This is a genomic window from Allobaculum sp. JKK-2023, from assembly GCF_034745455.1.
Lineage (GTDB): Bacteria > Bacillota_I > Bacilli_A > Erysipelotrichales > Erysipelotrichaceae > Allobaculum.
Map to the genome: position 1 here is coordinate 1884925 of NZ_JAYERV010000003.1, position 26672 is coordinate 1911596.

The following is a 26672-nucleotide window of genomic DNA, read 5'->3' on the forward strand; positions in this document are numbered from 1 at the left end:
TTGTCTGTTATATATGAACGTTTACGCCTGAAATCAACATTTTAGAGTTTGTTATGATCATTAATTGCGAACGTTTTTAGTCAACCTGACCATGAAAGGGACATTTGTCAGGCCCATCTGGATAAATAAAATAAATGCGTTTCCGATCTTTTTATTGCGCATTTTTTGCGTCTGATGTACAATAAATATAGAAATAGAAAGCGCGCAGGTCTGCCAGTATTTTGGAGTTAGCAGACATACTTTGTACAGAATGATCAAAACTGATAACCTGCCTTATCATCTTTCTATTGGCGGCCATTATATGTTTGATTCTGAAGAGCTGGATGTCTATCTTGGGAAGACTCCAGAAAAGTCGCAAAGAACCGCCATTGGTTATTGCCGTGTTTCTACAAAGAAAAGAATGGCGGACCTGGAAAGGCAGGCAGATGTTGTTGAGATCTATATGCAGAAGCAGGGCTGGCAATACCAGATTATTGAGGATATTGGATCTGGAATGAATTACAAAAAGCCAGGTCTGCTTAAACTGATAGATCTGCTTATAAACAGAAAAGTCAGTCACATTGTCATTACCCACAAAGACCGCCTGCTGCGTTTCGGCTTTGAACTGGTTGAATATCTTGCCAAAAAGATGGAGACAGAAATTGTAATCATCAATCAGGGAGAAGAACGAAACAGTGCGCAGGAACTCACAGATGACCTGATTGCCATCATTACTGTTTTTTCTGGCCGCTTATATGGTTCATGCAGCAACAAGAATAAGGGATCTTGAGCAATGTTTGTTCCGAATAGTTTGTTTCACAATTTTGAAAAATTTCATAAGTAATCTGCCCAATAGACATAGGAGTGATTTCTATATCAACGAGTCATTAATGGAAGATTGAAAATTTTCATAATCACTTGAAAGCAAAGTCTTAGAACAAACATCGCACAAGATCCGAATAAGAAAATAATTGAAGAAACCAGGAAACTGCTCAAGGAGGACAACGAAGATGAGTCGATCGAAAAAAACAATTCAGATGGTGTCCGTCAGACTGGACAAAAACCAGAGCAGACAGGCAGATAACTTATTTCTCGCCTGGAGAGAAACCTATAACCTTCTTGCTCCTTTTGGCTGTTCCATTGAGTTGATGGGAAAGTCCTGGAAAAAGTGCCGGGACCAAATCCGCGCTGAAAAACGACAGCTTCTTAAAGATACGACCAATCACGTAGCTAAATTGACGGGTATTTCTTTTCCAAAGGGAATGCTTCCTTCATGGCTCTGGACATGTGCTATGCAGTCTATCATCACAAACCGTAAATCCATGGAGGAAGAGATCATCCGCCGTATCAAGGATGAACTCTATACGAAGTACAAGATGAATGCCCAGGAAGCCTCAGTTGTATTTTATGTGGTCAAGACGCCTTCGCTGTTTAAACCAATCATTCGAAATCATCGGTTTGAGCCTCTGGAGATTTCCAATAAAGATATCGCTGGCCGCCTGAAAAAATGCGATCCTGTCAGAATCCACCGGCTTCTCACTCATGCGGCAAGAAGGTATCGACAGTACCATAAACCAGTTCATACCAACAAAGGCAGCTGGATGAGAATTGACAAAAACGGTTATACAATCCGTCATGAAGAGAATACAACAATCATTCAGCTGATGGGGTTAGGAAAACAGGAGCCATTTGAAGTCAAACTCCGGGGGATTTTCTATACATCCAAAAAAGAAAAGACCAGAGGCAACCTTACTGTGCTCTATGACCGTGAAAAAAACCGTCTGGTTTTTCAGAGACTTGTCGAAGTAAGAAACCATCCTTCCAAGTCAGAGAAGAACGTTGGCGTAGATGCTGGAATTACTTCTTTGCTCAGCACTTCCAATAATATTTTGTCTGCTGAACTTAAAAAGAAGAAAACTGAAGATAAAAAACAGGCGTTGCGCAAAAACAAGAGCAAGGCGGCTGAAACCTTAGACCAAAGAACTTACAAAGAATGCTTTTATCCTGCTTCTGATTTTCTGAGTGCCCGAGGAGTTCAGAGAAACCGAATGCGGGATCGAAGAAAAAATCTTTTAAAGCGGGCTGACCTGGAGAAGTTTGCATCTAAAAAACCGGATCTTTCCCCTCAGGAAAAGAAAGCCTGCGAAGAACGGACATACTCGCTTTTGCGCAAGGCAGAAAGGATCAGAAAGAACAATATCCGCGGTAGAAAGTCCTTTGCCCGCCAGTCCAGAAAGATCCAGGCCCACCTGGAATGCCTGATCAACGAAGAAATTGCTTTGGTCCTGAAGACAGACCAGAATATCGGCCATATTGTAATGGAAGATCTGGATATCCGAGGGGCAACCAGCAAGTATAAGCGAATGAACCGCCTGCTTTCGGAATGGATGTATGGTGTCCTGCAGGAGAGAATCGAATATAAAGCCGGCCTGAAGGAGATCGGAGTCTCGTATGTCAACCAGGCCTACAGTTCCCAGTACTGCCACATCTGCGGAGCAAAGGTTATCCGCGACAAATCAGCTCATGAAAAGGCGTTTTGTCCTGTGCACAAAGAAATGAACGCCGATATCAATGCGGCGTCCAATCTTGTATGGATTTATGAGAATCATCCAGAAATCACCAAATGGACTCCCCGAGAGAGCATTAAGAAGCTTTATGAAGAGAGAATCGAGCAGTTAAAGAATCAGCAGGCAACAAAACAAGAAACAAAACAAGAAGTAAAACAAGTAACCAGTCAAGTAACACCATAACTCCCTAACTAACTAACCAAGTAAACAAATGAATAGACAGCCATAATGACTGTCCGAGCTTTCATCAAGCCCGGCCGGAGCTGTTTTGTGAAATCTTCGGGTTTCTTAAAACTCAGGCCTGTACCGCGCCGGACGGGCTTTGAGGGGGACCAATTCTGCGAGATTGGGGTATGCCCCTTAAAATTACAAGCTGTACTTTCCCCGGAAAGTGCGGTGCGTAAAGCGGGACTTAGATAAGATTGAAGATTCAGAGTGGAGTCCAAAAGACAAGGCTTTGGATCACCATTCAATTTAACCCTTCGACCGCCGGCTAATGCCGAACACTGTTCGCAGGCAGGAGTGAGTACATTTTATCCCTCCAAGGACAAATTCTACTCATTTATTGAAGGGCCCTCTGGTATATCGGGCAGTCTGGTTTTGTCTTTAAGCATGGTGATCAGAAAATCGCAATTGACCTGGTTTTAAGTGATCTGAAAGATCAGGATGGGAAGACAAGAAGGTATTATGAAGTCCCATTTCCACCCGAGCGTTTAGTGGTTGATGTCGTTTTATGCACCCATGGCCATCGAGACCACTATGACAAAAAGACGATTTTGGGACTCTATCAGGCCAACCCCAAAATCAGAATTATTGTTCCAGAAGGAATCGTCCAGACTTTGATTGAAGATGGAATTCCCAATGAAAATATTGTAGGTCTGAACGATGGAGAGCATGCAGCTTTCGAGGATATTCGGATTTCTGCTTTTTCAGCCGCCCATCCTGAAATTCTCAAAGATGAGCAGGGAAAGGATCTGAATCTTGGCTATGAGATGGAAATTGGTCCCGCAAAGATCGTTCATCTGGGTGATACTTTACTTTGCGAACAATTGATTGATCACTTGCAGACCATGGAAGCCCCAGACTGCATGATTGTTCCGATTAATGGCCAGGATTATTTCCGCACAGCTCGCAACTGTATTGGTAATCTCTCAGCCTATGAAGCGGTTATGGCTGGAAAAATGACCCGGGCCAGACAACTGATCCCCTGCCATTACGATATGATCATGGGCAATACCTGCTCGGTTCTCGATTTTGTCTCGAATATGGAAGAACACTATCCTGAAGGAGGCATTGCCCTGCCACGACTCGGTGAGCGGTTGATTTATAAAAAATAAGGATAGAAACCAAAACCATATTTTGAATCGTGTGGGCGCTGTTGGCAGAACGAATGCGATTTCGAGAAGAATTTGACTATGGATAATGATTTGGGTGTATTGACATTTGACTGTTATGAAACGCTGCTGGATCTGTCGTGTGTCGGGCAGATTGCCTAGGAATATGGAGTTGATTCAAAGAAAGCCTGGACGTTTTTCAGTTCTTACGAGGATCGGCTGATGTATGGAGAATCCTTTCGCTCATTTGAGCAATTGATCCGAGAGATTCTTCGATTTGTTGATTTTGAGATGAGAACTGACGGATTTAAAAAAACACAAATCGTGTTTTGAAGGCGTATGAAGAGGCAAGGCCATTTGCGGACGTATTGCCAGTTCTTCATCAGCTTCATGACAGAGGATGGCAGCTTGTTCTGTTGTCAAATACTGATCACTTGAGGAGGGAGAAGCATCTGGAGGTTCTGGACCATTGTTTTGATGGCGCGGTCATTGCAGATGAGGTCCATTGTTACAAGCCGGATCTATCGTTTTTCAGGATAGCTGAAAAGCAGTATCTGAGAGATGGAAAGAACCATATCCATATTGCTGCAGGATACTGGTGGGATATCGTGCCGGCAACGAAGCTTGGGTGGAAGAAAATCTGGGTTGACCGGCGCTGCCATGTACGAACTGGGATCAGGAAAAACCAGTGGTGACTGTAAACTCCTTTGTGGATCTAAAGAAAGCCATTGAGAAAACTTTAAGACAATAGTTGCAAGAAGGAAGATCAACTTGGTGAAGTCGTGTTTTGGCGAAGGAACTGCACGAAAGGCGAAAAAAAAACCGGCAGGACTGAATCCTGCCGGAATAATTTTTAAAATGGTGCGGTTGATGCGATTCGAACGCACACGGGTCGCCCCACTGCCGCCTGAAGACAGCGTGTCTGCCATTTCACCACAACCGCATTTGTCGCTCAGCAACTGAACGCCTATTCAAGTTAACATTTTTTAGGGGAATAGGCAAATCGTTTTTCATAATTTTTTAGAGAATTTTTTTGATTGCTTAAAATGAACGAAAAATGAATGATTTTTCTTATGGTGTTTCTTTTCTCATCATCAGCTGACCAGAATCACAGAATATTTAGAGTACGATTACCAGATAAAATCACAATTATGAAAGATTGTGCCAAAAACTGAAAATTCAGGTTGACCGATTGTTACTATCGCAAGGTATGGTTGGAATAATTCAAAAAAGACACTCATGTCTGAAAGGAGACCCCCTATGAAAAAAATCTGGAAGACAATGTTTTCCCTGGTCATGATGACCGTTCTGGCCGCCTGTTCCAGCAGCACTGGCAGCTCTTTGGCTGAATCGAGCGCTGCTTCTGCTTCTTCAGCCAGTACTGGAAGTTTGACAGGCAATGAACCAACTTCGATGGTTGTTGTATTCTCCGCCACTGGAAATACAATGGAAGCCGCCAATCTGATTTCTGAACAGACCGGGGCGCCAATTTTTGAAGTAACGCCAGTTCAGCCTTATACAGACGAAGATCTGAACTACAACGACCCAGACAGCCGGGTTGCGAAAGAACATGATGATGAATCCCTGCGAACAATCGCTCTTGAATCCACAACACCAGACAATTGGAATAGTGTAGAGACTGTTTATCTTGGATATCCAATCTGGTGGGGGATTGCGGGATGGCCAATGAGCAGCTTTGTCCAGGCTGTCGATTTTGAAGGAAAAACCGTATATCCATTCTGTACTTCTGTCTCTTCAGGTGTCGGGGAAAGTGCCGTCCAGCTTTCTGAAATTGCCAATGGCGGGGACTGGAAAGAAGGCGTTCGTTTTTCCTCGAGCCCAAGTTCAGATGAAATCCAGGAATGGCTTTCAGCCCAGTAAAGAAAAGGCCATCCATCTTAAAAATCGGAAATAACCAGAAGTAATCATCCCTCAGAAAGATCGTCTTGCAGGTGGAGGCAGGGCAGTGAATTGGCGGCGTCCAGGCCAAAGAATTCCTTGCCCAATGGTACACTCAGACTGTACAGACTGCCTGAACGGCAGAAAATTACAGTTAATTGTGGAGGATGTGTTTATGCTTCATTTTGAATGCGAGCCGCAGAACCAGAGTTCGGCTGTTTATGACGATGGAAGTCTGATTGGTGTCTGTGAATACCAGATTCGGGGAAATCAGTGGCTGATTACCCATACTGAAGTTCTGCCCCAGTATGGAGGCCAGGGGATTGCCCGCAAACTGGTGCTGATGGTTGCCAAAGCTGGTGAAGAAGCCGGCGCTGAAATTGTTCCGATTTGCTCGTACGCCGTGAAAGTATTGGGCTGAAATCCAGTACAGATTGAAGGTACATCGGCCATAGTCTGCCTGTCTAAAAATAAATCTGGAACAATCCAACTTAAATGTTTCATCCAAAGAGATCGATTCGTCGGTCTCTTTTTTTGGGGCTGATTTTTTGTGTTCAGAATGACTGGACTCCATGTTGATATGGGTATGAATCTTTGAAATCTCATTCGTTTTTGAAAGCCCTTTAAAAGGGAACGGGAGAGTAAGAATCTGGCGAAAAACAGGGACTTGTGAGCCATCAGATACTTTTTGGGCTAGTCTGTAAGACTATGATACTAAGCAGTTAATATTTGATGCATCTAATATTGATGCATCTAATATAAGGAAGAAGAGAAGAGAAAAGGAGAAACCATGTTCAAGCAACAATCACTGACAAGTGGATCCTACAAGCGGGCATTGATTCTGTTTGCGATTCCACTGTTTTTTTCGCAGCTGTTCCAGACGCTGTATAACACCTGCGACACGATCATTATCGGCTATAACCTGGGAGATCTGGCCCTGGCTTCTGTCGGGGCGGTGACCAGTCTGTTTGATCTGGTCGTTGGATTTTCCAATGGATTTGGCCAGGGGATGGGTGTCATCGCTGCCCAGAAGTATGGCGCAAAAGATTACAAAGGATTCCGCCGGGTCGTTGGTCTATCGATCCTTCTTTCCCTGATTGTCTCTGTTGTTTTGTCTGTAGTCATGAGCGTTTGTCTGCGGCCGATCCTGACGTTTATGAAAACCGATGCAGCAATTTTCGAGATGTCCTATTCTTATATTTCGATTATCTGTATGGGACTATCGATAACGGTTTTCTATAATCTGGCAGCCGGGATGCTGCGGGCAGCGGGAGATTCTGTGACGCCGCTGGTGATTTTGATGATTTCCTCAATGCTGAATATCGGTCTGGATTTATTGTTTATTACCGCCTTCAACATGGGAGTGGCGGGTACGGCCTGGGCGACACTGATTGCGCAATGCGTTTCCCTGGTTGTGTGCGTGGCCTGGGTCTTTTTCAAGCGCAAAGATTTGGTTCCGGCCGCTTCGGATTTTAAATGGGATGGCGGCATGGTCAGCAATCTGACCACAATGGGTCTTTCCATGGCGTTGATGTCCAGCATCGTTTCCATCGGAACGCTGATTTTACAGATTGGTATCAATGTGCAGGGATATCTGATTGTTTCGGGCCATACAGCCGCCAGAAAACTGTTTTCCATTTTGAATCTTCCGATTTTCTCGATCATGATGGCGGTTTCCCCCTTTGTCGCCCAGAATGTTGGAGCAAAAGAATATAACCGGGTTCAGCAGGGAATTGCCTTTTCCAATCGGCTGGGTCTTTACTATGGTGTGATTCTGACGGTGATTATCTATATTTTTGCAAGACAGATTGTGGCTTTGATTTCGGGTTCCAGCACGCCAGAGGTTCTGGATACGGGGGAATTGTACATGAAAACCAACGTCCCCTTCTTTCCGGTGCTGGCTGTCCTGCTGAATCTGCGAATTTCTTTACAGAGCATGGGCCAGAAGACGGTGCCGGTGATTTCATCGGTCATTGAACTGGTTGGCAAGATCCTGTTTACACTGATTATTGTGCCAAAAGTCGGGTATATCGGGATTTGCTTTACAGAACCGGCCGTCTGGATTGCCATGTGCCTGTTTCTGATCTATTTTTACCTGAAAAATCCGCTGTTTAAAGAACACTCTATTGCACCGCGGATTTTCTGACCATCACTTACTTCTGCTTGAGTCTGATTGAGAGTGCTTCTGAATTTTCCAGAGGTTTTTTATACATTCTCAACAGGGATAGTCCAGCAGCCCAAGAGATCGCCCGACTGGATTTAACGGAAGCCCCGCCCTCTAAGCTGCCCAAAATAAAGAACACCGCTGAGTGAAAATGAAATAGCCGCAAACACGCTCGACAGGAGCGCGTTTGCGGCTATTTGTTCGTTTTGGCGAATTATGTGGATGAACAACAGACTGAATTGAAGGTGGACAGCCATCAGTTATTCGTTTGCCGACTTTCTTTCAGGCAGCTGCAAAGCGGTGGCGTTATGGTGTTTTAACAGGAGTAAAATTCTTTTGGTCCAGTTCCAAAGTATCTATTGTTGCTTTTCAACGAAGTCAACTACGTCTTGTACGGTTTTTAGATGGGCAAACTCATCATCCGGGAATTCAATGGAAAATTCATCTTCCAGCGCTATAGCTAGTTCCATAGTGTCGATGGGATCCATTTCAAGGTCTTCGACCAGGCGCGCCTCGGGTGTGATACTTTTTGGATCGAATCCGATGCCTGTACAGAGCAACTCTTTAATTTTTCCTAACATATTCATTCTCTCTCTCCTAAAATGGTGATGATCAAAGTTAGTTGGAGCATAGCATGGAAAGTATCTTCGGTAAACAGAGTGGTGACTGAAATATAAAATAGCTGTCTTTTTTGCGTCCTATCTGTTCTGATAGATCCTATGGGGTCCCGGTCGTCGGATATCGGTGATCAAATATGAACTGTTTAATATCATCGTGCCAAAAGCCGGCTCTATCGGAATCTGTTTTACAGCGCCTGTTGTCTGGATTGCTATGTGCCTGTTTCTTCTATATTTTTTCTTACGTATATTTCTACTCGTGCAACCCGTAATTTAAAAAATATATGTTATATCCAGGATTTTATGAAATTATATCTAAACGATAACTCCCACATTTTCAGAACTAAAAAAGCGAATATATACCCCGAGAAGATACATACTAGCAGAATATAGATAACTTTAAGTGCAGTATATTGAAGTCGTTGTGAGTAAGCTAAATTAATTAATATGCGGGATTTTACCTTAGTCATAATATGACTAAGGTAAAATAGCTAACAATTAAATAACTTATTTGTAGATTAGTTGAAAATATATTCTTTAGTTAAAGCATATTTTATGTTTTATCTATAGTCCCGAAACTCACTATCCCATTTTTATTAGTACTGCATTTCAGGGCGTTATCGTCTAAATTGCACGTGTATAATTACTTATTTCTTACATTTTGACTTCAAACAGCGCCTTCTGAAATTTTTTCAGGGGCTTTTTTATTCGTATAAAAATAATAGAGCTAAAAGTAAATTGAATATTGCAGAAAATGAATGATCCGCCTGAAAACACTTCGGGAATGATGACAATTTGAATAATAGAAAAAAGCAAGAAAAATGAGAAAACTAAACCTTTTTTAAATAATCATATTTCAGCTGCAGCGCGTGGCATCTGCATCTGATTTAACTTCTGGCACTGGCATCAAAGCCATGAAAAACAGAAAAAATGGCACTGTTGTCAAGCGCCAAAGCTCATTTGGAATCGATTGTTAGCCTTTTCATGGCCAGGTAGAATGAAATCACCAAGAGAAAGGAAGAAACACATGAAACAGAAAGTTCAGAAATTTGGGCGTTTCCTCTCTGCAATGGTTATGCCCTGTATCTCCGCGTTTATCGCCTGGGGATTAATCACCGCATTCTTTATTCCAGACGGCTGGCTGCCAAACGCAACGCTGGCTCAGATCGTCGATCCAATGCAGCGCTACCTGCTGCCCGTATTGATCGCCTTCATGGGTGGTCACATGGTCGATGGCAATCGCGGTGGAATGGTTGGCGCGATTGCCGCTATCGGCGTTATCGCCGGGGCTGAACAGCCAATGTTCATCGGTGCCATGATTGCCGGTCCACTCGGTGGATGGTGCATCAAGAAAATCGATGAGATGCTCGATGGAAAAATTCCAAACGGATTTGAAATGCTCGTGAACAACTTCTCCGCTGGAATTCTCGGTTTCCTTTTGGCCATCCTGGGCTGCCTGGTTATCGAACCGGTCTGCGTCGTTGCGACAAACGCAATGGCATCTGGCGTTACATGGCTGGTTAACCACGGTCTGTTATGGCTGACCAGTGTCCTGGTAGAACCTGCAAAAGTACTTTTCTTAAACAATGCAATCAACCACGGTATCTTTACTCCGCTTGGACTTGATCAGGTTGCTGAAACTGGAAAATCGATTTTCTTCTTAATTGAATCCAACCCTGGTCCTGGTCTTGGTCTGTTAGCTGCCTATTGGTTATTCGGTAAAGGTTCTGCTAAAGATTCTGCACCAAGTGCCATGATCATTGAATTCTTCGGTGGAATTCATGAACTGTACTTCCCATTCGTCTTAATGAACCCAATCACGATCTTAGGTCTGATTGCTGGTGGATGCACAGGCGTTATCATCAACAGCCTGCTTGGCGGTGGTCTGGTATCCGCTGCTTCTCCTGGATCGATCATTGCAATCCTGAGTATGTGTGCACCTGGAAGCTACTTCGCAGTCATCCTCTCCATTCTGGGAGCTGCTGCTGTTTCCTTCGGCGTCAACTGTGTTCTGTTAAAAGCCTTTGGTAAAGAAGGCGATATGGAAAAAGCTTCTCAGGACGTGAAAGCTTCGAAATCCCAGTCTAAAGGTCAGGCTGTTCCTGCTCCTGTTGCGGCCCAGACAACAATTAAACCAGCCTTTACTGTTGCCTTTGCCTGCGACGCTGGCATGGGATCCTCTGCAATGGGCGCTGCTGCTGTAACAAAAAAATTGAAAGCTGCTGGTCTGGACATCAATGTTCCACACTATGCCATTAACGATTTACCAGAAGTTGATTACATCATTACTCACGAAAGCTTAGTTGACCGCGCCAAAGAAAAAGTACCAGGCGCCAAAATCTTCCCAGTTACCAACTTTATGGGTGGCACTGAATACGATGGAATCGTTGCAACGCTGTGTGGGGCTGCCCATGCTGGATCTTCCAGCGCACCAAGAGCTGTAGAAACAACCGCTGCTCCTCAGAAGAAAAACTTTACTGCTGCGTTTGCCTGCGATGCCGGTATGGGATCTTCCGCAATGGGCGCTGCTGTCATGACAAAGAAATTCAAAGCGGCTGGCGTAGAGATCAACGTTCCACACTATGCCATTAACGATTTACCGGATGTCGATTACGTCATTACCCACGAAAGCTTAGTCGATCGGGCCAGAGAAAAAGTACCAAATGCCAAAATCTTCCCGATCACCAACTTCATGGGTGGTCCTGAATATGACGAAATCGTCAAGGAAGTGATTGGGTGATTGAATTCTCTGATCGCGTCCGCCGAATTCTGAGAGTTTTACTGGAACAACCGGATCAATATCTGAGCATGGAAACGCTGGCTGAAAAAATCCAGGTTTCCCGCCGGACAATCTTCCGGGAACTGGATGGTCTCGATGAGCTGCTTGCCCCGCTTGGGGTACAGCTTGTCTCAAGGCCTGGAAAAGGCATCCGCCTGGAAGGCGATGATGAAAGCCGTGCCCGGTTGTTTGAGAGCCTGTCAGGCACCAGTCATCAGGCTTCCAATAAAGAGGATCGCCGCCGACTGCTGCTTTACGACCTGCTGTCAAGGCCGGAAGCCACAAAACTGAGCGTCCGAGCCTACAAGTTTCAGGTTTCGGAAGCCACCATCTCCAATGACCTTGAAGCTTTACGCCCCTGGCTGGCCCGCTTTAATCTGCAGGCCGGCCGGAGCGGCAAGCTTTCTGGAAGCGAAAAAGATATTCGAAGGGCGATGAGTGAGTTGATTCATGAATCCATTGAACCGGCTCCAATCGAGTATCTCAACGCAAAAAGCCTGTTTGACGATCTTTTTCAGACCGCTCAGGAAACAGGCATTATGAAACTTCTCAACCAGCGCATCCTCCATGAAGTGCTGGAAACCTTCGAAGAACATCAGGAAGAGTTGCAGCTGAACCGTTATGAACAGACATCCTATATTTCTCTGATCGTACACCTGGTTATTGCCATTGAACGAATCGAAAAGGGCGAAGCGATTCTTGGGGAAGTCGATCAGAATCTGGATCTGACGGAAGCAAAAAAACTGGCCAGTGTTCTTGAAGAAAGCTTTGATCTGAAATTCCCGTCTGCTGAAATTGGCTTTATTGCCCTGCATCTTGAAGGAGCAAGGCGAAGTTCCCTTGCTGTTCCCACCAAAAATGAAAAAACGGTTGGTAAAGAAGATGACTTTCTCCTTCAGACGGCCCGTAAGCTGTGCGCCGCTTATGGTGAACCACTGGGTTCGCTGCTCAGTTCTGATGGCCAGTACATGCAAGGTCTGGTTGCCCATCTGGAACCCACGCTGGTCCGCCTGAAAGCCGGCATTCCCATTCACAATCCGCTTTTGGGACGGCTCAAACAAGACTATCAGGATTTGTTTGAGCGAACCCGTATCGCGGCTAAAGCACTGGAACCCTACGCTCTGACTGCGATTTCTGAAGATGAAATCGGCTTTCTGACCATCCACGCAGGGGCAGCCGTTGAAAGACTGGCCCAGCGCAACAAGCAGCGAAAAGTCCCAACTGGTGTGCTTTGTGCATCAGGGATTGGCACCAGCGCCATGATGAAAGCCAGACTGGAGCGGACTTTCCCCAATCGGATGGTGTTACAGACGCTAAGTTTCAGTCAGCTGGACGATCTGCCCGATCTTTCCTTATTGATCAGCAGTTATCCTCTGGTCGATATGAACATTCCGGTTGTTCAGGTATCACCGCTGCTAACCAGTCAGGATCTGGAAGCTGTTGAGCAGATGCTGGATCTGATCAGTCAGAAACCAGCTGAGCCAGGAAAAGAAGGACGCGAAAATTTCCGCTCCCGTATGAAAGAAACCGCCAGATGGTCTCAGGATTGTCTGGAAGTAGAAGAAAGCTTTGCGCTGATTCCGACTTGCGCTCAGTCAACCATTGCGGACCTGATCGAACAGGCAGCCTGCCATTCCCGATCCCGAAGTGATCTGGTAAAAGAAGCTCTGGAACGACGCGAAAGTCTTGGTTCAGTGATCAGCCATGATGAAGGCTTTGGCCTGCTGCATGCCAGTGCCCCGAATCTGGAAGGTCTGGAATACTTTATCCTCATTCCAGAAGGCAAAACCTTTACCAGTCCAGAACTTGAAGGCATCACCTTCATGGCCGTCTCCTTAATGCCTGATACAGCAACCAAGCTGGACCGGGAAGTCCTGTCCGCATTAAACAGCGGACTGGTTACCAGCGAAAGCTGGCTGGAAGCTTTAAAAACTCACAATTCAAGCCGGGCGGTCAGCCTGCTTGAAGAACTGCTTGAAACAGTCAGTCCGGTCCATCGCTAAAGCCAAAGTCCGGCGATGGTTCAGGATGAAGCCCCCGCTTGAAGCATAAAAAATAGGTCCAGGAAATCTGGGCACGCATAAAAAATAGAACGCATAGAAAATAGAAACCCATAAAAAATAGAAAAGACAAAAGGTTTACCGCTCACCCGGCTTGATTGATTTCTCATTGATCAAAACGTTAAGCCAGGCATAAAGAATAGAACCCACCAAAATCGATTTGCAAAAAACGCATAAAAATAGAGACAGGCCTTGTCATCGGAAGGTCCGTCCAAAAGGAAGTCAACAGAAAGAGAGAACACATCATGGCATTCTTCAACCGCAAAAAGAAAAACGAAACTCCAAAAGTCCTCGACGCTAAAAATATCCGCACGGGATGCAAAGCTGCAAACTCTGATGAAGCCATCCGTTCGGTAGGAAAAATGCTGCTGGATGGCGGCTACATTACGGAAGGCTACATCGAAGGCATGCTCAACCGTGACCACGATCTGACCACATATATCGGTAACGATATCGCCATTCCTCATGGTGAATACGAAGTAAAAGACTGCGTACTCAATACCGGTCTTGCAGTTCAGATCTACCCAGAGGGTATTGAATGGGGCGGTGGAAGAGTCCGTATCGTCATCGGTATCGCGGCTTCCACTGAAGATCACGTCACGATCCTCCAGAACATCGCTGAAAAACTTGGGGATATGGAAATGGTTGAAACGGTTGTCCGTTCCGATCCGAAAAAAATCTGCGAAATCCTGACTGTTGCTTAATCCAGACTGGAAAACTTGACAGTGCTGACCACTCCTGTTGGATCAGATGGGACCATTCCATCTGATCCGTGGGAGTAAAAGAATCACATCCAACAAAGCTAAACCAATTCTGATTTAAAGATAAAGATAGAGATAGAGATAGAAGGAGAAACTATGAAAACTAGAGCAGTCCGTCTGTATGGTGTGGATGATATCCGCCTCGACGAAATCGAATTACCAGAAATCCAGGATGACGAAATTCTCGTCAAAGTTGTATCTGACTCCATTTGCATGTCCACATGGAAAACAGTGAAACAGGGAGCCAAACACAAACGTGTTCCAAACGATGTCTATGATCACCCAATCATCATCGGCCATGAATTTGCAGGGGACATCGTGAAAGTCGGCAAAAAATGGCAGGATAAGTTTAAACCTGGTCAGAAATTTGCTCAGCAGCCAGCAATCCCAGGCCAGATGGAATCTCCAGGATATTCCTATCAGTACTGTGGCGGCGACACCGAATACTGCATCTTCCCAAACCACATTATTGAATCGGGATGCCTCTGGACCTTTGATGGCGATGCCTATTTCGCATCCAGCGTAGCCGAACCAGTTTCCTGCTGCATCGGCGGCTACCACACCAACTACCACACTGTTCCTGGTACTTACCAGCATGTCATGGGAACCAAAGAAGGCGGCAACATCATTATTCTTGGCGGCTGCGGCCCAATGGGACTGGGAGCCATCTCCTATGGCCTGACGTTTGAAAATAAACCAAAACGCATTGTGGTTACTGAAATTTCAGATGAACGCATTGCCAGAGCCCGCGAAGTGATTTCTGAAGAAGAAGCAAAAGAACATGGCGTTGAACTGATCTATGTCAACACCGCAAACATGGAAAACCAGAGAGAAGAACTGATGGCCTTAACCGATGGTCATGGTTATGATGATGTCTTCGTTTACATTCCAAATGAAGCAGTCTGCGAACTGGGCAACTCCATCATGGCCTATGATGGCTGCATGAACTTATTTGCCGGACCATCCAATCCACAGTTTGCAGCGAAGATCAACCTGTATGATTCCCACTACTCCAGAAGTAAAGTCATTGGCTCGACTGGTGGAACAATCGATGATATGAAAGAAGCCATCGATAAAAACGCAGCTGGCCTGATTAATTCGGCCGTTATGGTGACTCATGTTGGCGGTCTGGATTCCGTTGTTGAAACAACAAAGAATCTGCCAAACGTTCCAGGTGGTAAAAAACTGGTTTACACCCACATCAACATGCCAATGACCGCAATTGATGATTTCGGCAAACTTGGCGAAACCGATCCGTTCTTCAAAGAACTGGATGAAGTCTGCAAGAAAAATAAAGGCCTCTGGTCCGCTGAAGCCGAAAAAATGCTTCTCGAACATTTCAACGCGGCATAAGATAAAATAAGCTTGAATGAAATTGAATGATCCTGAAGTTTAGAAATCCCGATCTTCAAAATCGTTCATCCGCAAAGCATTTCCTTTCACAAAGAACACCGGATCTGATTTCCCCAGTCATTTCCGGTTAACCGATAGATTCGTACCGAGTCAGTTTTGTCAAAAACCCGTCTTCCCCAGACTGGTTTTTGATTTTTGATTGGATGAGCGATTAAATGATGAATGAAAAAGGGAATATTAAAAATAGTGGTAAAAATTTTACACTAAGGCGTGAAAAGTGAAAAAATCGAACCGGTTTTCTGACAATAATTGTAAAAATCGCTATCATTAAAGCAATATTGTAAATATCGAACAGGAGGTGTAGGCGGCAATTCCTCCTTGCAGCAAGCTATCAAGCGATGGAGTTTTGTTGCCGCATTAGATGACGGATGGCAGCCGCGGCAATCGGTATGTCGCATTGAAAATCTTTCTCGATCTGAACTCGGGAAAAATGGATACAGGGGATACCTTCTACTTTCCAGACTGGAAAGAGGCATCTGTTTTCTTCAAATCCAATCAGGATGCAATTTTAACCAATCAGATCATGCAGGATAAATTAGAGGGAGCACTCGAATTTGAATCCAGTAAGTATGTCCTCAAAGATCCAGATTCAATCCAGTGCGTCAGACGGGAAGATCTCAATCCGGATTCCCTCAACAGCTATGGGGTGGCCATGCGCTTTAATGAAACGATTTTGATGAATCTGCTTGTTCCCTTTGATGCACGTTTTGAAAAACCATTTTATCTGACGATCTATCAGCGCCTGGGCCATACCATCAAACATGAGCAGGCTTATGTCTTGATGGAGCAGCCAATTCTCTCCGTTTTCCATACCTACAGGGATGCTTACCAGCAGGTGGAGGCGCAGTATCGAAGCTATGTCCACGACTGGTTTGAGAATCTGGAAGAAGCGGATCAAAAAGTCGTTTTTAGTGCCCAGGGTCTTTACTATAAGCCTGATGGACCGTATGACATGTTCATTCTGGCCAGTATCCACCGCATTGATCCTTCTGTGCCTGATTATGGACTGGACAAAAGACCGCTTAACTTTTTTGTGGCCATGGAAGGAACGCGGGCCGCAAAGTTCATGAACTGGAATCCAATGCCTGATCTGGATGATGATTCAGAAGATACATTGGAACTGGCGGCTGATTTTCTCAATGAGATTCCCAGTGATGGCTATCTGCACTGAAAATGCGGGAGCGCGCCTGGAATTTCAGCTGGAGTTCAATCATCCAAAAAAGACAACAGAGAGCATCTGGCCACATCGAAAAAGATCGTCTCAAAACGAGAAGAATTATTTCTGAAGACGAAAAGAATGCTCAAAGACACCAGGTCTGCCAGACAGCCGGGGCATTGAAAATTCTGTCTGAAATCAGAATCGAAATGCGAAATCAAGGACGTCCATTCCCTTTACAACGGAAGTGGACGTCTTTTTTGGTGACCAAAAAGGAAAACAGGACAGCCATCAGGAAAACTTGAACCAAAGAGAAATCGAACTTTCTGGCATAGAATTCCATTCTATCCTTACAAGGCGCGCCAGTGAAAATCTGACAGGAATCCAGAGAAGAAAACAGAATGGAAGAAAGCTGAATCTGCTCGCAGTCCAGACCCCAAGTCGTCCAGCAGAAAGAAAAGATAGGATAGATAAGAATTAACTTAATTTTTGATTATTCAGTAAATTAATAACTAAATTAAGTTGAAAACGCTTAATTATATTGTTGACGCGGATTTCTGAAACCGCTATCCTGAAAATGAAGAGGCGCTCTGATCATAGTCTTCTACCAAATCTGTTGGACAGGGCCAGAGAAGCCGGAGCCAGGTGATGGCTGGAAAGGAAAATCATGCTTTGTAAAAACATTCCACTCAACAAGACTGCCTATGTGGAAACGTACATTCTCAACAATACGAAAGAATATAACGTCGGCAAGAAAAAGCCGCTTGTGCTGGTAATTCCTGGCGGCGGATTTACCTTTACCTCGGATCGTGAAGCAGAACCAATTGCTTTACGCTTCAATGCGATTGGCTGCCACGCGGCAATCTTGTGGTATACCGTCATGGATCAGGTGATGAACGTCCCAAGAAATGGTCTGATCGAATGCATGCAGGCTGTGGCTTACTTCCGCGCGCATGCGGATGAGTATCTGATTGATCCGAAAAATATCATCGTCTGTGGTTTTTCCGCTGGCGGCAATATTGCCTTAAATGCGGCCACCCAGTGGCAGGAAGCCTGGCTGGATGCACCAACCAACACCACCCCAGAACAGCGTAGAGTCGATCTTTGTATCGACTGCTATGGCGGCGTCCAGTTCAATGCTGCAAAACCTGGTGAGCGTCAGGGATTTGCAACAGAACTGCTCATGACTCCAATGACCGTCAATGAACGTTGGTTTGGCGTGGACGACCCAACTTTGGAACAAGTCAAGGCCATGAATCCGATCTACCATATCGATCCCAACTATTGCCCACCAATGTTTATCTGGCATACCGGGGAAGACCAGCTTGTCCCGGTTGAACAGGCTCTGGATCTGGCTACCGCTTTATGCAAAGCCAAAGTGCCCTTTGAACTGGTCGTTTACGAAAAAGGAGAACATGGTCTGGCCAATGCGGACCGCACGACGGCGCGTAAAGACAGCCATTTTAACCGCCATGTCGGCAAATGGTTTGACCAGTGCGCCGAATGGTTAGCGCCCTATATCGACTATCCGGAAAACCTGTATGGCCTGCAGGCCAAAGGCGTTCCCACTTCCGGTGTGCGCGACTAAAAGCAGTTTTCTGGAAGCGGATTCCTGAAAAGAACGAGCAGGGAACATTTTCTTCAATTCATAACCATAATGGATCAACAACGGATTTTGTCTGGCTTTTGGCCGACAGAATTCGTTTTTTACAGTTTGGATGAAGGCCTGAAATGGACTGGTTTGGATAACGTTTCATCGATTCGACACTTGTTTTGTCGAACGCTTCGATGAATTTTTGTCGAACACTTCGACAACTCGTTTATCGATATCGATGAACATCTGAATACTGGAATTTAGGGAAGATGCAGCTCTTATGGAAAAGTACGGATCCAAGGGACAAAAGGACAGTCCTGGAAATTGGCAGTGTCTGTTTTGTTTAACTCGATGGTAAGGAGCAGATTCTTGCATTTGCCGCAAAAAATTCCTGTAAGCGTTGACATCTGAAGAAAAGCTTCTATAAAATAAGGGCGTAAACGAAAAACGGCTTGTAACTTCTCCGGAAGGCTTTCCCGATTCGTTCGAAAAACAACTCAGAATTGAAGTGTGTTTTTTGATGCGGATTTTTGAAAGCAGATGGAGAAGTTTTTTTGTTGCTCAAGCCAGGATCCGATGGGATCGAAGGAGAAAAGAGTCATGTTTAATTTTTTCAAGAAAGAAGAATTCAAAATTGTCAGCCCGACGGATGGAACTCTGATTCCATTGGGTGAAGTGCCTGATCAGATGTTTTCCCAGAAACTGATGGGGGATGGCTTTGCGGTTGTTCCAAAAGCCAATACCATTGTCGCCCCATTATCGGGAACCGCTGAAAGTGTCTTTCCAACCGGTCATGCGGTGGGCATCAAAACCAAAGACGGCATCGAATGCATTGTCCACATCGGTCTGGATACAGTCGATCTCAATGGCGAAGGGTTCCGCCCACTCATCCGTCAGGGCGACAAAGTTAAAGCCGGCCAGCCAATCGTGGAAATTGAGCGCCAGAAAATTGAAGACAAAGGCTATAAGACAGTAACGATGGTTGTTTTCCCGGCAGGTTATGATCATGCCTTCAATTTAGGCAAAAAAGCCACCTCAGCCGGAGAAGTGCTGGTGAAATAATGGCAGCTGCAGCCAAAAAGCCGGTTTTTAATCCTTATCTGCCGTTGTGGGAATTCGTCCCGGATGGCGAACCCCATGTCTTTGGAAACCGGCTGTATATCTACGGCTCTCACGATGTATACGAGGGATCGATCTATTGCGAAGCGCCATACACAGTATGGTCTGCCCCGTTAGACGATTTATCGAACTGGACAAACCATGGCATAACTTATACCGGAAAGGAAGATCCGTTCAACGATAACGGAAAACACCGGATGTTTGCGCCTGACGTGTGCGAAAAGAATGGAAAGTACTATCTGTATTATGGCCTGGATACAGCGGATACGATTTCTGTTGCAATGTCGGATAAGCCGGAAGGACCTTTCCATTTCTATGGTCATGTCCATTATTCCGATGGCATCGTCTGGGGCAAAAAGCCGGGTGAACATCAGTGTTTTGATCCTGGGATCTTTGTGGATGACGATGGCCAGGTGTATCTGTATTCGGGTTTTTCTACTTCTTATGAAGTGATGGAACGAATTCGGAAGAAACTGCCGCCAGAACTTGCAGAAAATTTCTCGATGACTCTGGATGGCAGTGATGTGGTCCGACTGGATGACGATATGCTGACAATCAAGGAAGGCCCATATCCGTGTCTGCCGGGCGTGGCAAATTCAGCTGGAACAGGCTTTGAAGGCCATGAATTCTTTGAAGCGTCTTCCCTGCGCAAGTTCAATGGCCGTTACTATGCGATTTATTCGAGCGTGAATGGTCATGAACTGTGCTATGCCATGTCCGACAATCCGATGTCAGGCTTTGAATATAAGGGTGTTCTGCATTCCAATGGGAATTTCGGCCTGAGCGAGGATGGCAAACCGGAATTCAACTATGCCAATAACCACGGTTCAGCGATCGAACTGAATGGAAACTACTACATTTTTGGCCATCGGCATACCGGAAGAAGCCAATACCAGCGGCAGGGAGTGGCTGAAAAGCTGACAATGAATCCCGATGGGACATTTAATCAGGCCTTGATGACTTCCTGTGGGCTTCATGATGGCCCTCTTCCCGCCCAGGGAAAATTTCCAGCCTCCATTGCCTGTGTTTTAAAGGGACCGAAGGGAGCTGTCAAAGCGGATGAAAAGACAGACTATTCGCAATCTCCCGTGATCCTGCTTGAAGATGGCGTTTCATATGTGGCCAATTTGCGGGCTGGATCCATTGTGGGATATCGGTATTTCCAGGTGGATCCAGACCACCAGCATGTGGAACTGGCACTGAGTGTCCAGAATCTGAGTGGCGAGCCAGCAATTGTTGAAGTAAGCTTTACCCCAGATGGAGAAGTTGTTGCGTCTCTTGAAGTTGCACCAACAATATGTGAAAATTTACCTGAAAAGAGAGATTCTCTGAACCTTGGAAAATCTGATTCGGATTGTATTCAAAAAAGATTCCAAACGGTCCATGCTGGATTAGATTTACCTGACGAAGCATTCGCACTGTATTGCCGCGTAAAAAATGGCGGCCCAATCGACCTTTTTGGATTCAAAATGAGCTAAATGTTCGACTTAATTTTTATTGATTAAGTGAACAGGCATAAAAAGTTAAGTTAAATTTACTTAAATTATGTGTTGACAGCGGTACCAAATCCAGATATTCTAAAGATGTCCTCAGGGAAACATAAAGAGGAGTGAGACAAACAGAATGAAAGTCGTTCGAAATATCAATAACAACGTTGCTGTATGTCTCGATGATCAAGGTCACGAACTGATTGCGATCGGCAAGGGAATCGGGTTTAAAAAAGCCCCTTACGAAATCTCCCTGGACCAGATTGATGAGACATATTACAATCTGGACTCTCATTACAAGTCTCTGTTGACGGAAATCTCCCCAGAGATTCTGGAACTGGCGATGAAAATCACCAATAAGGGCCAGCGGTATCTGGGAATTCAGATCAAGCCAGCCTTTGTCTTCGCACTGGCGGACCATATTCATAGCTGCATCAAAAATGCCCAGGCGGGGCTCTTCGTGAGTAACCCAATGAGCAATGAGATCCGGCACTTATATGAACGTGAATACCGCCTTGGCCAGTGGGCCGTGAAGATGATGGAAAAAGCTGGAAAAGTAAAACTTCCCAGCAGTGAAGCTGGCAACATTGCCCTGCACTTTCTCAACGCGGCGCAATCCATCAATGAAGCAAGAAAAGATGACACGGAACGGTTTGTTGATGATATCACCGATATCATCGAAAGTGAGATGAATCTCATCATTGACCGCAACAGTCTCAACTATTCCCGCTTTGTTACGCATCTGAAGTATGTCCTTAAGCGTTCCAATGCAATGGATAAGGAAAACTCAGAAAATGCGCGGATGTTTGATGAAATGTATGAGCAGTATCCCAATCTTCAAAACAGTATCCAAAAAATAAAAACTTACATGACGGGTGAGCTTGGTGTAGAGCCTTCCAAAGAGGAAATGCTCTATCTGATGATCCACCTCAACCGTCTATGTTCAGGAGAAGGATTGTAACGAAAGGCTTAACCTGGCTCCTGTTCAAAGTCCATAGATGTTTTCAGCATGTCTGTGCGCTTTGAACAGGAACCAGGTTTTTTTCTCAGATGACAAAAGCGCGCATTGGCTGACGAGAAAGACATAAACCAAAACCAGATTCCATCTGGCAAGGGCCTGATGATCGAGAAATCGATCCTTTCAAAACCTGCCAATCTGCCTGATTGGCAGCAAGCATTGTTTTGCATGAATCACTGTTTTATCAACTTTATCCGCTTTATCCACACTGTTTGAAGTCATGAAAATCATGACCAGCCAAAGAGAAAAGAAATCAGGAGGAACTTATGGCTAAGTATACCGAAATGTGTACCTCGATTCTCGAAACCGTTGGTGGCAAGGAAAACCTCACCGGCGCAGTACACTGCATGACTCGTCTTCGTCTCAACTACAAAGACAAATCCAAAATCCAGGTCGACGATGTGAAAAAGATTCCTGGTGTTCTGGGCGCCCAGTTCTCGGGCGAACAGTTCCAGATCATCATTGGTCAGAACGTATCGGATGTTTATCCTGAATTCTGCGCCATGACTGGCCTTGGGGCAGCGGCTGCCATTGATGAAAACCTCGATGGGCCAAAAGAACCTTTCAGCTGGAAAGCCATTCCCAATAAAATGCTGGATTACATCTCCGGATCGATTGCTCCAATCCTGCCGATCATGATGGGTGCCGGATTCTTCAAACTGTTCTATGCCCTGTTTGGACCATCCATGTTCAATCTGTTCCCGGAAGACAGCCAGCTGATGCAGCTGTTATACATCGTAGGAAACGCTGGATTCTACTTCATGCCGGTCTTTGTTGCCTATGGTGCAGCTAAAAAACTGAATACCAGTATTCCACTTGCCTTATTGCTTTCGACTTTACTGATTGACCCGAACATCCTGGAAATTGTATCGGCCGGTGAACCATTCAATGTTTACGGCATTTTCCCGATGCAGCTGAACAACTACACACAGTCCGTTCTGCCTTCCTTATTAACGGTATGGATTTTGATGTATGTGAATAAGTTTTTCCAGAAATATATTCCAACCGCTATCAAGGTCATCGGTGTTCCATTCTGCACGCTGATTGTCATGGTTCCTTTGATGTATTGCCTGCTGGCTCCAGTTGGAAATACGATTGGTCTTGGTCTTGCAAAAGCATTTGAAGTTTTATATCAGGTGGCTGGTCCTGTTGCAATTGCGATTATCGGTGCATTCTGGCCGTTCATGGTTGCCACAGGTATGCATGTGGCCGTTGTTCAGATTGCCTTACTCAACATTACAACACTGGGTTACGACCCAATCGTTCTGTCCGGTGCCAACATTGCCAACTACGCTTTAATGGGTATGGCTCTGGCTTTCTTCTTAAGAACAAAAGGCCAGACCAGGCAGATGGCTGGTGCCAACGTCATTACACTGATTGTTGGTGGTATTTCTGAACCGACTCTGTTTGGCGAACTGCTTGTCAATAAAAAGGCGATGATTTCGCAGATCATCGGTGGATTTATTGGCGGTCTGATCGGCGGCCTGTTTGGGGTTGCGGTCTATACCATGGGTGCTTCCAACTTCTTAACCGTTTTGCAGTATGCCGGCGGTCCTGCTTCTAACTTCATCAATGCCTGCATTGCCTGTGCAGCTGCATTCCTTTGCTCCCTGGCAACCGGACTTGTCTTAGGATTTGGCGAAGGGAAAGTGGAAGCGGACTGGAAAGCGAAAAAAGCCAGCGTACGCAACCGCAAGAAAAACAACGCTGCAATTGATGACGATGAAGAAGCAAAACCTGCAAAAATCTAATTCAAACTGAACGTTCTACTCAGTTCTAACCATTCCTGAACTGTGCAATTCCTTTTTCGGGTCTGTCGGGTCTGACCGGCCAGACAAAGGAAGAATAAAAAAAGGTTCAAGGAAACTTGCGATTCCTTGGACCTTTTCTTTCTATTTTAAATAAATCAATTTTATTTAAAATATTTAAATAAAAAGCTATAAGAGAAATGAGTCTCTTTGAGATTCGAGTTCGAAGAGAAGATCAGGCCGAGTCCCGGATGATCAGTTTGCCATTGATCTGTACGTTCACCGTTTCTTTATATTTATTTTGGATCACATTGAGCAACAGAGAAGCCGCACTCAGCCCCATGAAGCCCTTGGGAATGTGATAGGTCGAAAGCGGAGGCTGGGCAATGGAAGAGTAAGACAGATTGTCAAAACCAATGATGGCAACATCTTCCGGAATGCGATAGCCCACTTCTTTAAACGCCCGCATGGCGCCTAAAGCAATTTCATCATTGTCCGCAAAATAGCAGCGGGCAATGGGTTCACCGTTTTTTAGAATTGCCAGCATATCCGCGCATGCTCCCTCCAAAGAAGGCGAAAGCTTGTGGATGATCGATTTAGAAACCGACATCGAATGCGCCCGGACGGCTCCAAAGAATCCCTCTTCCCGTTGGGCAAAGTTAGCAACGGCCTGGCTGGCGTGCAGATAGCCGGGTTGGGCCTGCCAGCGGGAGATCAGATAGTCCGTGGCCGCAAATGCCCCATCCTGGTTGGCAATTGAGACGGAATTGACATTGACGCCTGGAAAGCGGGTGTCCAGTAAAACCAGCGGCGCACTCAGCTTCATGAAGGGCATAAATTCCTCACGTGACATGGTGGTTCCAAGCAGGATAATCCCTGCGTAGTGACAGTTTTCCAGGAGACGGACCTGTTCATCAATATTGTCCAGATCATGAATATGGCAGACCGAAAGCTGATAGCCGCTCTGTTTGAGATAGAGTTCGGTGCTGGTTGCCAGTTCCGTAAAGAAGGGCGTATCGAAGACAAAGTTTTTATGGAAGAAGACAAATCCGACAGTTTTAGAGGCCGAACGTTTGGCGTCGATCCGGGTAAAGTCATAGCCCATCGAGCGGGCGGTGGAAATCACTTCCCGGCGGAGTTTCTCACTGACACCAGATTTATTGTTCAGGGCCATGGATACGGCAGCGGTAGAAATGCCCATCGTTTCGGCGATCTGTTTGGCAGTAACTTTCATCTCTCTATCTTCCTCTCTGTTTCGATGTCGCAATGCATGCTGAATCTGCTTTAGGTGAACGTTTTTCTGACCAAAAGCCAGAAAAATGGAATCAAACCTATTATAACCGGATTATCGGTTTAAAAAAATAACCCGCAAAATCTGTCAGGGAAAGTTTTCCAGCTTAAGTCATACCGTTTCTTTTTCTTCCAGAATTTCGATTGCCTGCAAAAAATCAGGATCCAGAAAGATGAAGTCTTGGAAAAACGGAAGAGAAGAAAACCAAATCTGTCAGGAAAGAACAGAAGAAAACCCAACCGCTCAAGAAAGAACAGAAGTCAAATTGACGAGAAGAGAAAGGATTTCTATGCATACGATCAAAATCGGGCTTGCCCCAACCCGCCGCACTATTTTCTCTGCTCCAGCTGCTGTTGAGTATGCTGGCTACACCCGCGCAAAGCTGCGTGACATGGGTGTGGAATTTGTGGATATCGATGACATCGCTGATGACGGTCTTTTACATGACGATGTCGATCGTTTAAAAATCCAGGAAAAATTTCTGGCCGAACAGATTGATGGTCTGTTTGTGCCGCATGGCAACTTTGGAACAGAGTACGAAGTGGCCAGACTCGCAAAAGCTTTAAATGTCCCAGTTCTTTTATGGGCTCCAAGAGATGAACGGCCGGATGAAAACGGCATCCGTCAGCGCGACTCCCAATGCGGTGTGTTTGCAACCGGTAAAGTCCTCCGCCGTTTTCGCGTTCCGTTTACTTATCTTTGTAACTGCAATCTTTCGGATCCTGAATTCGAGCGCGGCATCCGCAATTTTCTGGCCGTGTGCAATGTGGTCAAAACATTCCGAAACACCCGTATTTTACAGATCGGCCCGCGTCCATTCGACTTCTGGTCTACGATGTGCAACGAAGGGGAGCTGCTTGAAAAGTTCAACATTCAGCTTTCGCCAATTCCAATTCCGGAACTGACTTCTACCATGAGAAATCTGGATGCCCAATCGGTAGTCGAAGTGATGGAATACTGCCGCGAGCACTTTGAAATTCGTGTTCCGGATAAGGCCCTGGAACAGATTGCCCGCTTAAAGATCGCGATGCGTACTTTAGCTGATCAATACGGCTGCAATGCCATTGCCATTCAGTGCTGGAACGCTCTTCAGTCGGAAATTGGCATTATGCCTTGTGCGGCCAACAGTCTGCTGAATGAAGAAGGTCTGCCAGTTGTGTGTGAAACCGATATTCATGGGGCTATTACCGCGGTGATGGCGGAAGCAGCCGGCATGGGAGAAAATCGGACCTTCTTTGCGGACTGGACGGTTCGTCATCCAGATAACGACAACGCGGAACTTCTCCAGCATTGCGGTCCTTGGCCTAAATCCTGTCTGGAAACAAAACCGGTGATTGGTTTTCCCCTGGCCTTTGATCATCCGGGAGCTGTTGAAGCCAAGGCCCGTTCTGGCAATGTGACGTTATGCCGGTTTGATGGGGACAATGGTGAATATTCCATGTTAATGGGCAATGCGAAAGTGGTCGATGGTCCATTTACAAAAGGAACGTATTGCTGGGTCGAAGTTGAAAACTGGAAACGCCTGGAAGCCAAGATCGTGGAAGGCCCTTATATCCACCATTGTGTAGGCATCCACCAGGATATCGTCCCCATTCTGTATGAGGCCTGCAAATATTTGAACATTACTCCAGATCTTTATGACAACAATGAAGAAGAAGTGAAAGCAATTTTACGAGGTGAATAGAC

Annotated in this window: 20 protein-coding genes and 1 tRNA gene; 18 read left to right on the forward strand and 3 right to left on the reverse strand. The window is 45.5% G+C overall.

All coding sequences use genetic code 11. The features are described from left to right. Nucleotides 1-187 precede the first annotated feature (187 nt). The 4 genes from U4956_RS07605 (at nt 188) to U4956_RS14410 (ending at nt 4575) form a co-directional block, all read left to right on the forward strand. Nucleotides 188-769, forward strand: a complete 582-nt coding sequence (locus U4956_RS07605) for an IS607 family transposase (RefSeq protein ID WP_323091483.1) — start codon at nt 188-190, stop codon at nt 767-769. A 220-nt stretch (nt 770-989) separates the two neighbouring features. Next, nucleotides 990-2729 carry a zinc ribbon domain-containing protein gene (locus tag U4956_RS07610; RefSeq protein ID WP_323089949.1) on the forward strand — a complete coding sequence of 580 codons (1740 nt, stop codon included), beginning with the start codon at nt 990-992 and terminating at the stop codon, nt 2727-2729. A 401-nt stretch (nt 2730-3130) separates the two neighbouring features. Beyond that, nucleotides 3131-3883, forward strand: coding sequence for an MBL fold metallo-hydrolase (locus tag U4956_RS07615; RefSeq protein ID WP_323091485.1), 753 nt, complete (start codon nt 3131-3133; stop codon nt 3881-3883). 365 nt (nt 3884-4248) lie between these two features. Continuing rightward, a complete protein-coding gene (locus U4956_RS14410) occupies nt 4249-4575 on the forward strand; it encodes an HAD family hydrolase (RefSeq protein ID WP_416347420.1) in 327 nt (108 codons plus the stop codon). Nucleotides 4576-4739: 164 nt separating this feature from the next. Here U4956_RS14410 and U4956_RS07625 read toward each other — a convergent pair. Beyond that, nucleotides 4740-4823, reverse strand: a tRNA-Leu gene (locus tag U4956_RS07625). A 317-nt stretch (nt 4824-5140) separates the two neighbouring features. Between U4956_RS07625 and U4956_RS07630 the strand changes: the two genes are divergently transcribed. The 3 genes from U4956_RS07630 to U4956_RS07640 all read left to right on the forward strand — a co-directional run bounded on the left by U4956_RS07630 (nt 5141) and on the right by U4956_RS07640 (nt 7925). Beyond that, on the forward strand, nt 5141-5761 hold the full coding sequence (locus U4956_RS07630) for a flavodoxin (protein WP_323089952.1): 621 nt from the start codon (nt 5141-5143) through the stop codon (nt 5759-5761). A gap of 193 nt (nt 5762-5954) precedes the next feature. Beyond that, on the forward strand, nt 5955-6200 hold the full coding sequence (locus U4956_RS07635) for a GNAT family N-acetyltransferase (RefSeq protein ID WP_323089954.1): 246 nt from the start codon (nt 5955-5957) through the stop codon (nt 6198-6200). A 369-nt stretch (nt 6201-6569) separates the two neighbouring features. Continuing rightward, nucleotides 6570-7925 carry an MATE family efflux transporter gene (locus U4956_RS07640; RefSeq protein ID WP_323089955.1) on the forward strand — a complete coding sequence of 452 codons (1356 nt, stop codon included), beginning with the start codon at nt 6570-6572 and terminating at the stop codon, nt 7923-7925. A 374-nt stretch (nt 7926-8299) separates the two neighbouring features. On the opposite strand, the gene acpP is transcribed toward U4956_RS07640, so the two are convergent. Next, nucleotides 8300-8530 carry an acyl carrier protein gene (acpP, locus tag U4956_RS07645; RefSeq protein ID WP_323089957.1) on the reverse strand — a complete coding sequence of 77 codons (231 nt, stop codon included), beginning with the start codon at nt 8528-8530 and terminating at the stop codon, nt 8300-8302. A gap of 1057 nt (nt 8531-9587) precedes the next feature. Here acpP and U4956_RS07650 point away from each other — a divergent pair. The 10 genes from U4956_RS07650 to U4956_RS07695 all read left to right on the forward strand — a co-directional run bounded on the left by U4956_RS07650 (nt 9588) and on the right by U4956_RS07695 (nt 23698). Further along, entirely contained in the window at nt 9588-11300 is a 1713-nt protein-coding gene (locus U4956_RS07650) for a PTS mannitol transporter subunit IICBA (RefSeq protein WP_323089958.1), read from the forward strand. Next, on the forward strand, nt 11297-13342 hold the full coding sequence (locus tag U4956_RS07655; protein ID WP_323089959.1) for a transcription antiterminator: 2046 nt from the start codon (nt 11297-11299) through the stop codon (nt 13340-13342). The genes U4956_RS07650 and U4956_RS07655 overlap by 4 nt, the downstream gene beginning before the upstream one ends. Before the next feature lie 302 nt (nt 13343-13644). After that, nucleotides 13645-14103 (forward strand): PTS sugar transporter subunit IIA, encoded by a 459-nt coding sequence (locus U4956_RS07660; protein ID WP_323089960.1) that lies wholly within the window; start codon nt 13645-13647, stop codon nt 14101-14103. Nucleotides 14104-14256: 153 nt separating this feature from the next. Then, entirely contained in the window at nt 14257-15513 is a 1257-nt protein-coding gene (locus U4956_RS07665; protein WP_323089961.1) for a zinc-binding dehydrogenase, read from the forward strand. 421 nt (nt 15514-15934) lie between these two features. Beyond that, entirely contained in the window at nt 15935-16744 is an 810-nt protein-coding gene (locus U4956_RS07670) for a hypothetical protein (RefSeq protein WP_323089963.1), read from the forward strand. Between the two features lie 652 nt (nt 16745-17396). Beyond that, on the forward strand, nt 17397-18317 hold the full coding sequence (locus tag U4956_RS07675) for an alpha/beta hydrolase (protein ID WP_323089964.1): 921 nt from the start codon (nt 17397-17399) through the stop codon (nt 18315-18317). 606 nt (nt 18318-18923) lie between these two features. Then, nucleotides 18924-19385: a PTS glucose transporter subunit IIA gene (locus U4956_RS07680; protein ID WP_323089965.1), complete on the forward strand. Its 462-nt coding sequence runs from the start codon at nt 18924-18926 to the stop codon at nt 19383-19385. Beyond that, nucleotides 19385-20920 (forward strand): family 43 glycosylhydrolase, encoded by a 1536-nt coding sequence (locus U4956_RS07685; protein ID WP_323089967.1) that lies wholly within the window; start codon nt 19385-19387, stop codon nt 20918-20920. Before U4956_RS07680 ends, U4956_RS07685 begins: the two co-directional genes overlap by 1 nt. A 145-nt stretch (nt 20921-21065) precedes the next feature. Then, a complete protein-coding gene (locus U4956_RS07690; RefSeq protein ID WP_323089968.1) occupies nt 21066-21890 on the forward strand; it encodes a PRD domain-containing protein in 825 nt (274 codons plus the stop codon). Between the two features lie 323 nt (nt 21891-22213). Further along, nucleotides 22214-23698, forward strand: a complete 1485-nt coding sequence (locus U4956_RS07695) for a PTS transporter subunit EIIC (protein ID WP_323089970.1) — start codon at nt 22214-22216, stop codon at nt 23696-23698. Between the two features lie 232 nt (nt 23699-23930). Here the strand turns inward: U4956_RS07695 and U4956_RS07700 are convergent, their stop codons facing one another. Continuing rightward, the gene (locus tag U4956_RS07700; protein WP_323089972.1) at nt 23931-24929 is read right to left on the reverse strand and encodes a LacI family DNA-binding transcriptional regulator; all 999 of its coding nucleotides are present in this window, start codon (nt 24927-24929) and stop codon (nt 23931-23933) included. 346 nt (nt 24930-25275) lie between these two features. Between U4956_RS07700 and U4956_RS07705 the strand changes: the two genes are divergently transcribed. After that, nucleotides 25276-26670: an L-fucose/L-arabinose isomerase family protein gene (locus U4956_RS07705; protein WP_323089974.1), complete on the forward strand. Its 1395-nt coding sequence runs from the start codon at nt 25276-25278 to the stop codon at nt 26668-26670. Nucleotides 26671-26672: the final 2 nt, after the last annotated feature.

Excerpts from the sequence above, each read along its gene's own strand:
- U4956_RS07640 (WP_323089955.1), top strand. The coding sequence starts at position 6,570 with ATGTTCAAGCAACAATCACTGACAAGTGGATCCTACAAGCGGGCATTG.
- U4956_RS07675 (WP_323089964.1), top strand. The coding sequence starts at position 17,397 with ATGCTTTGTAAAAACATTCCACTCAACAAGACTGCCTATGTGGAAACG.
- U4956_RS07660 (WP_323089960.1), top strand. The coding sequence starts at position 13,645 with ATGGCATTCTTCAACCGCAAAAAGAAAAACGAAACTCCAAAAGTCCTC.
- U4956_RS07630 (WP_323089952.1), top strand. The coding sequence starts at position 5,141 with ATGAAAAAAATCTGGAAGACAATGTTTTCCCTGGTCATGATGACCGTT.
- U4956_RS07690 (WP_323089968.1), top strand. The coding sequence starts at position 21,066 with ATGAAAGTCGTTCGAAATATCAATAACAACGTTGCTGTATGTCTCGAT.
- U4956_RS07665 (WP_323089961.1), top strand. The coding sequence starts at position 14,257 with ATGAAAACTAGAGCAGTCCGTCTGTATGGTGTGGATGATATCCGCCTC.
- U4956_RS07650 (WP_323089958.1), top strand. The coding sequence starts at position 9,588 with ATGAAACAGAAAGTTCAGAAATTTGGGCGTTTCCTCTCTGCAATGGTT.
- acpP (WP_323089957.1), bottom strand. The coding sequence starts at position 8,530 with ATGAATATGTTAGGAAAAATTAAAGAGTTGCTCTGTACAGGCATCGGA.
- U4956_RS07680 (WP_323089965.1), top strand. The coding sequence starts at position 18,924 with ATGTTTAATTTTTTCAAGAAAGAAGAATTCAAAATTGTCAGCCCGACG.
- U4956_RS07670 (WP_323089963.1), top strand. The coding sequence starts at position 15,935 with ATGACGGATGGCAGCCGCGGCAATCGGTATGTCGCATTGAAAATCTTT.
- U4956_RS07695 (WP_323089970.1), top strand. The coding sequence starts at position 22,214 with ATGGCTAAGTATACCGAAATGTGTACCTCGATTCTCGAAACCGTTGGT.
- U4956_RS07685 (WP_323089967.1), top strand. The coding sequence starts at position 19,385 with ATGGCAGCTGCAGCCAAAAAGCCGGTTTTTAATCCTTATCTGCCGTTG.
- U4956_RS07700 (WP_323089972.1), bottom strand. The coding sequence starts at position 24,929 with ATGAAAGTTACTGCCAAACAGATCGCCGAAACGATGGGCATTTCTACC.
- U4956_RS07635 (WP_323089954.1), top strand. The coding sequence starts at position 5,955 with ATGCTTCATTTTGAATGCGAGCCGCAGAACCAGAGTTCGGCTGTTTAT.
- U4956_RS07705 (WP_323089974.1), top strand. The coding sequence starts at position 25,276 with ATGCATACGATCAAAATCGGGCTTGCCCCAACCCGCCGCACTATTTTC.
- U4956_RS07610 (WP_323089949.1), top strand. The coding sequence starts at position 990 with ATGAGTCGATCGAAAAAAACAATTCAGATGGTGTCCGTCAGACTGGAC.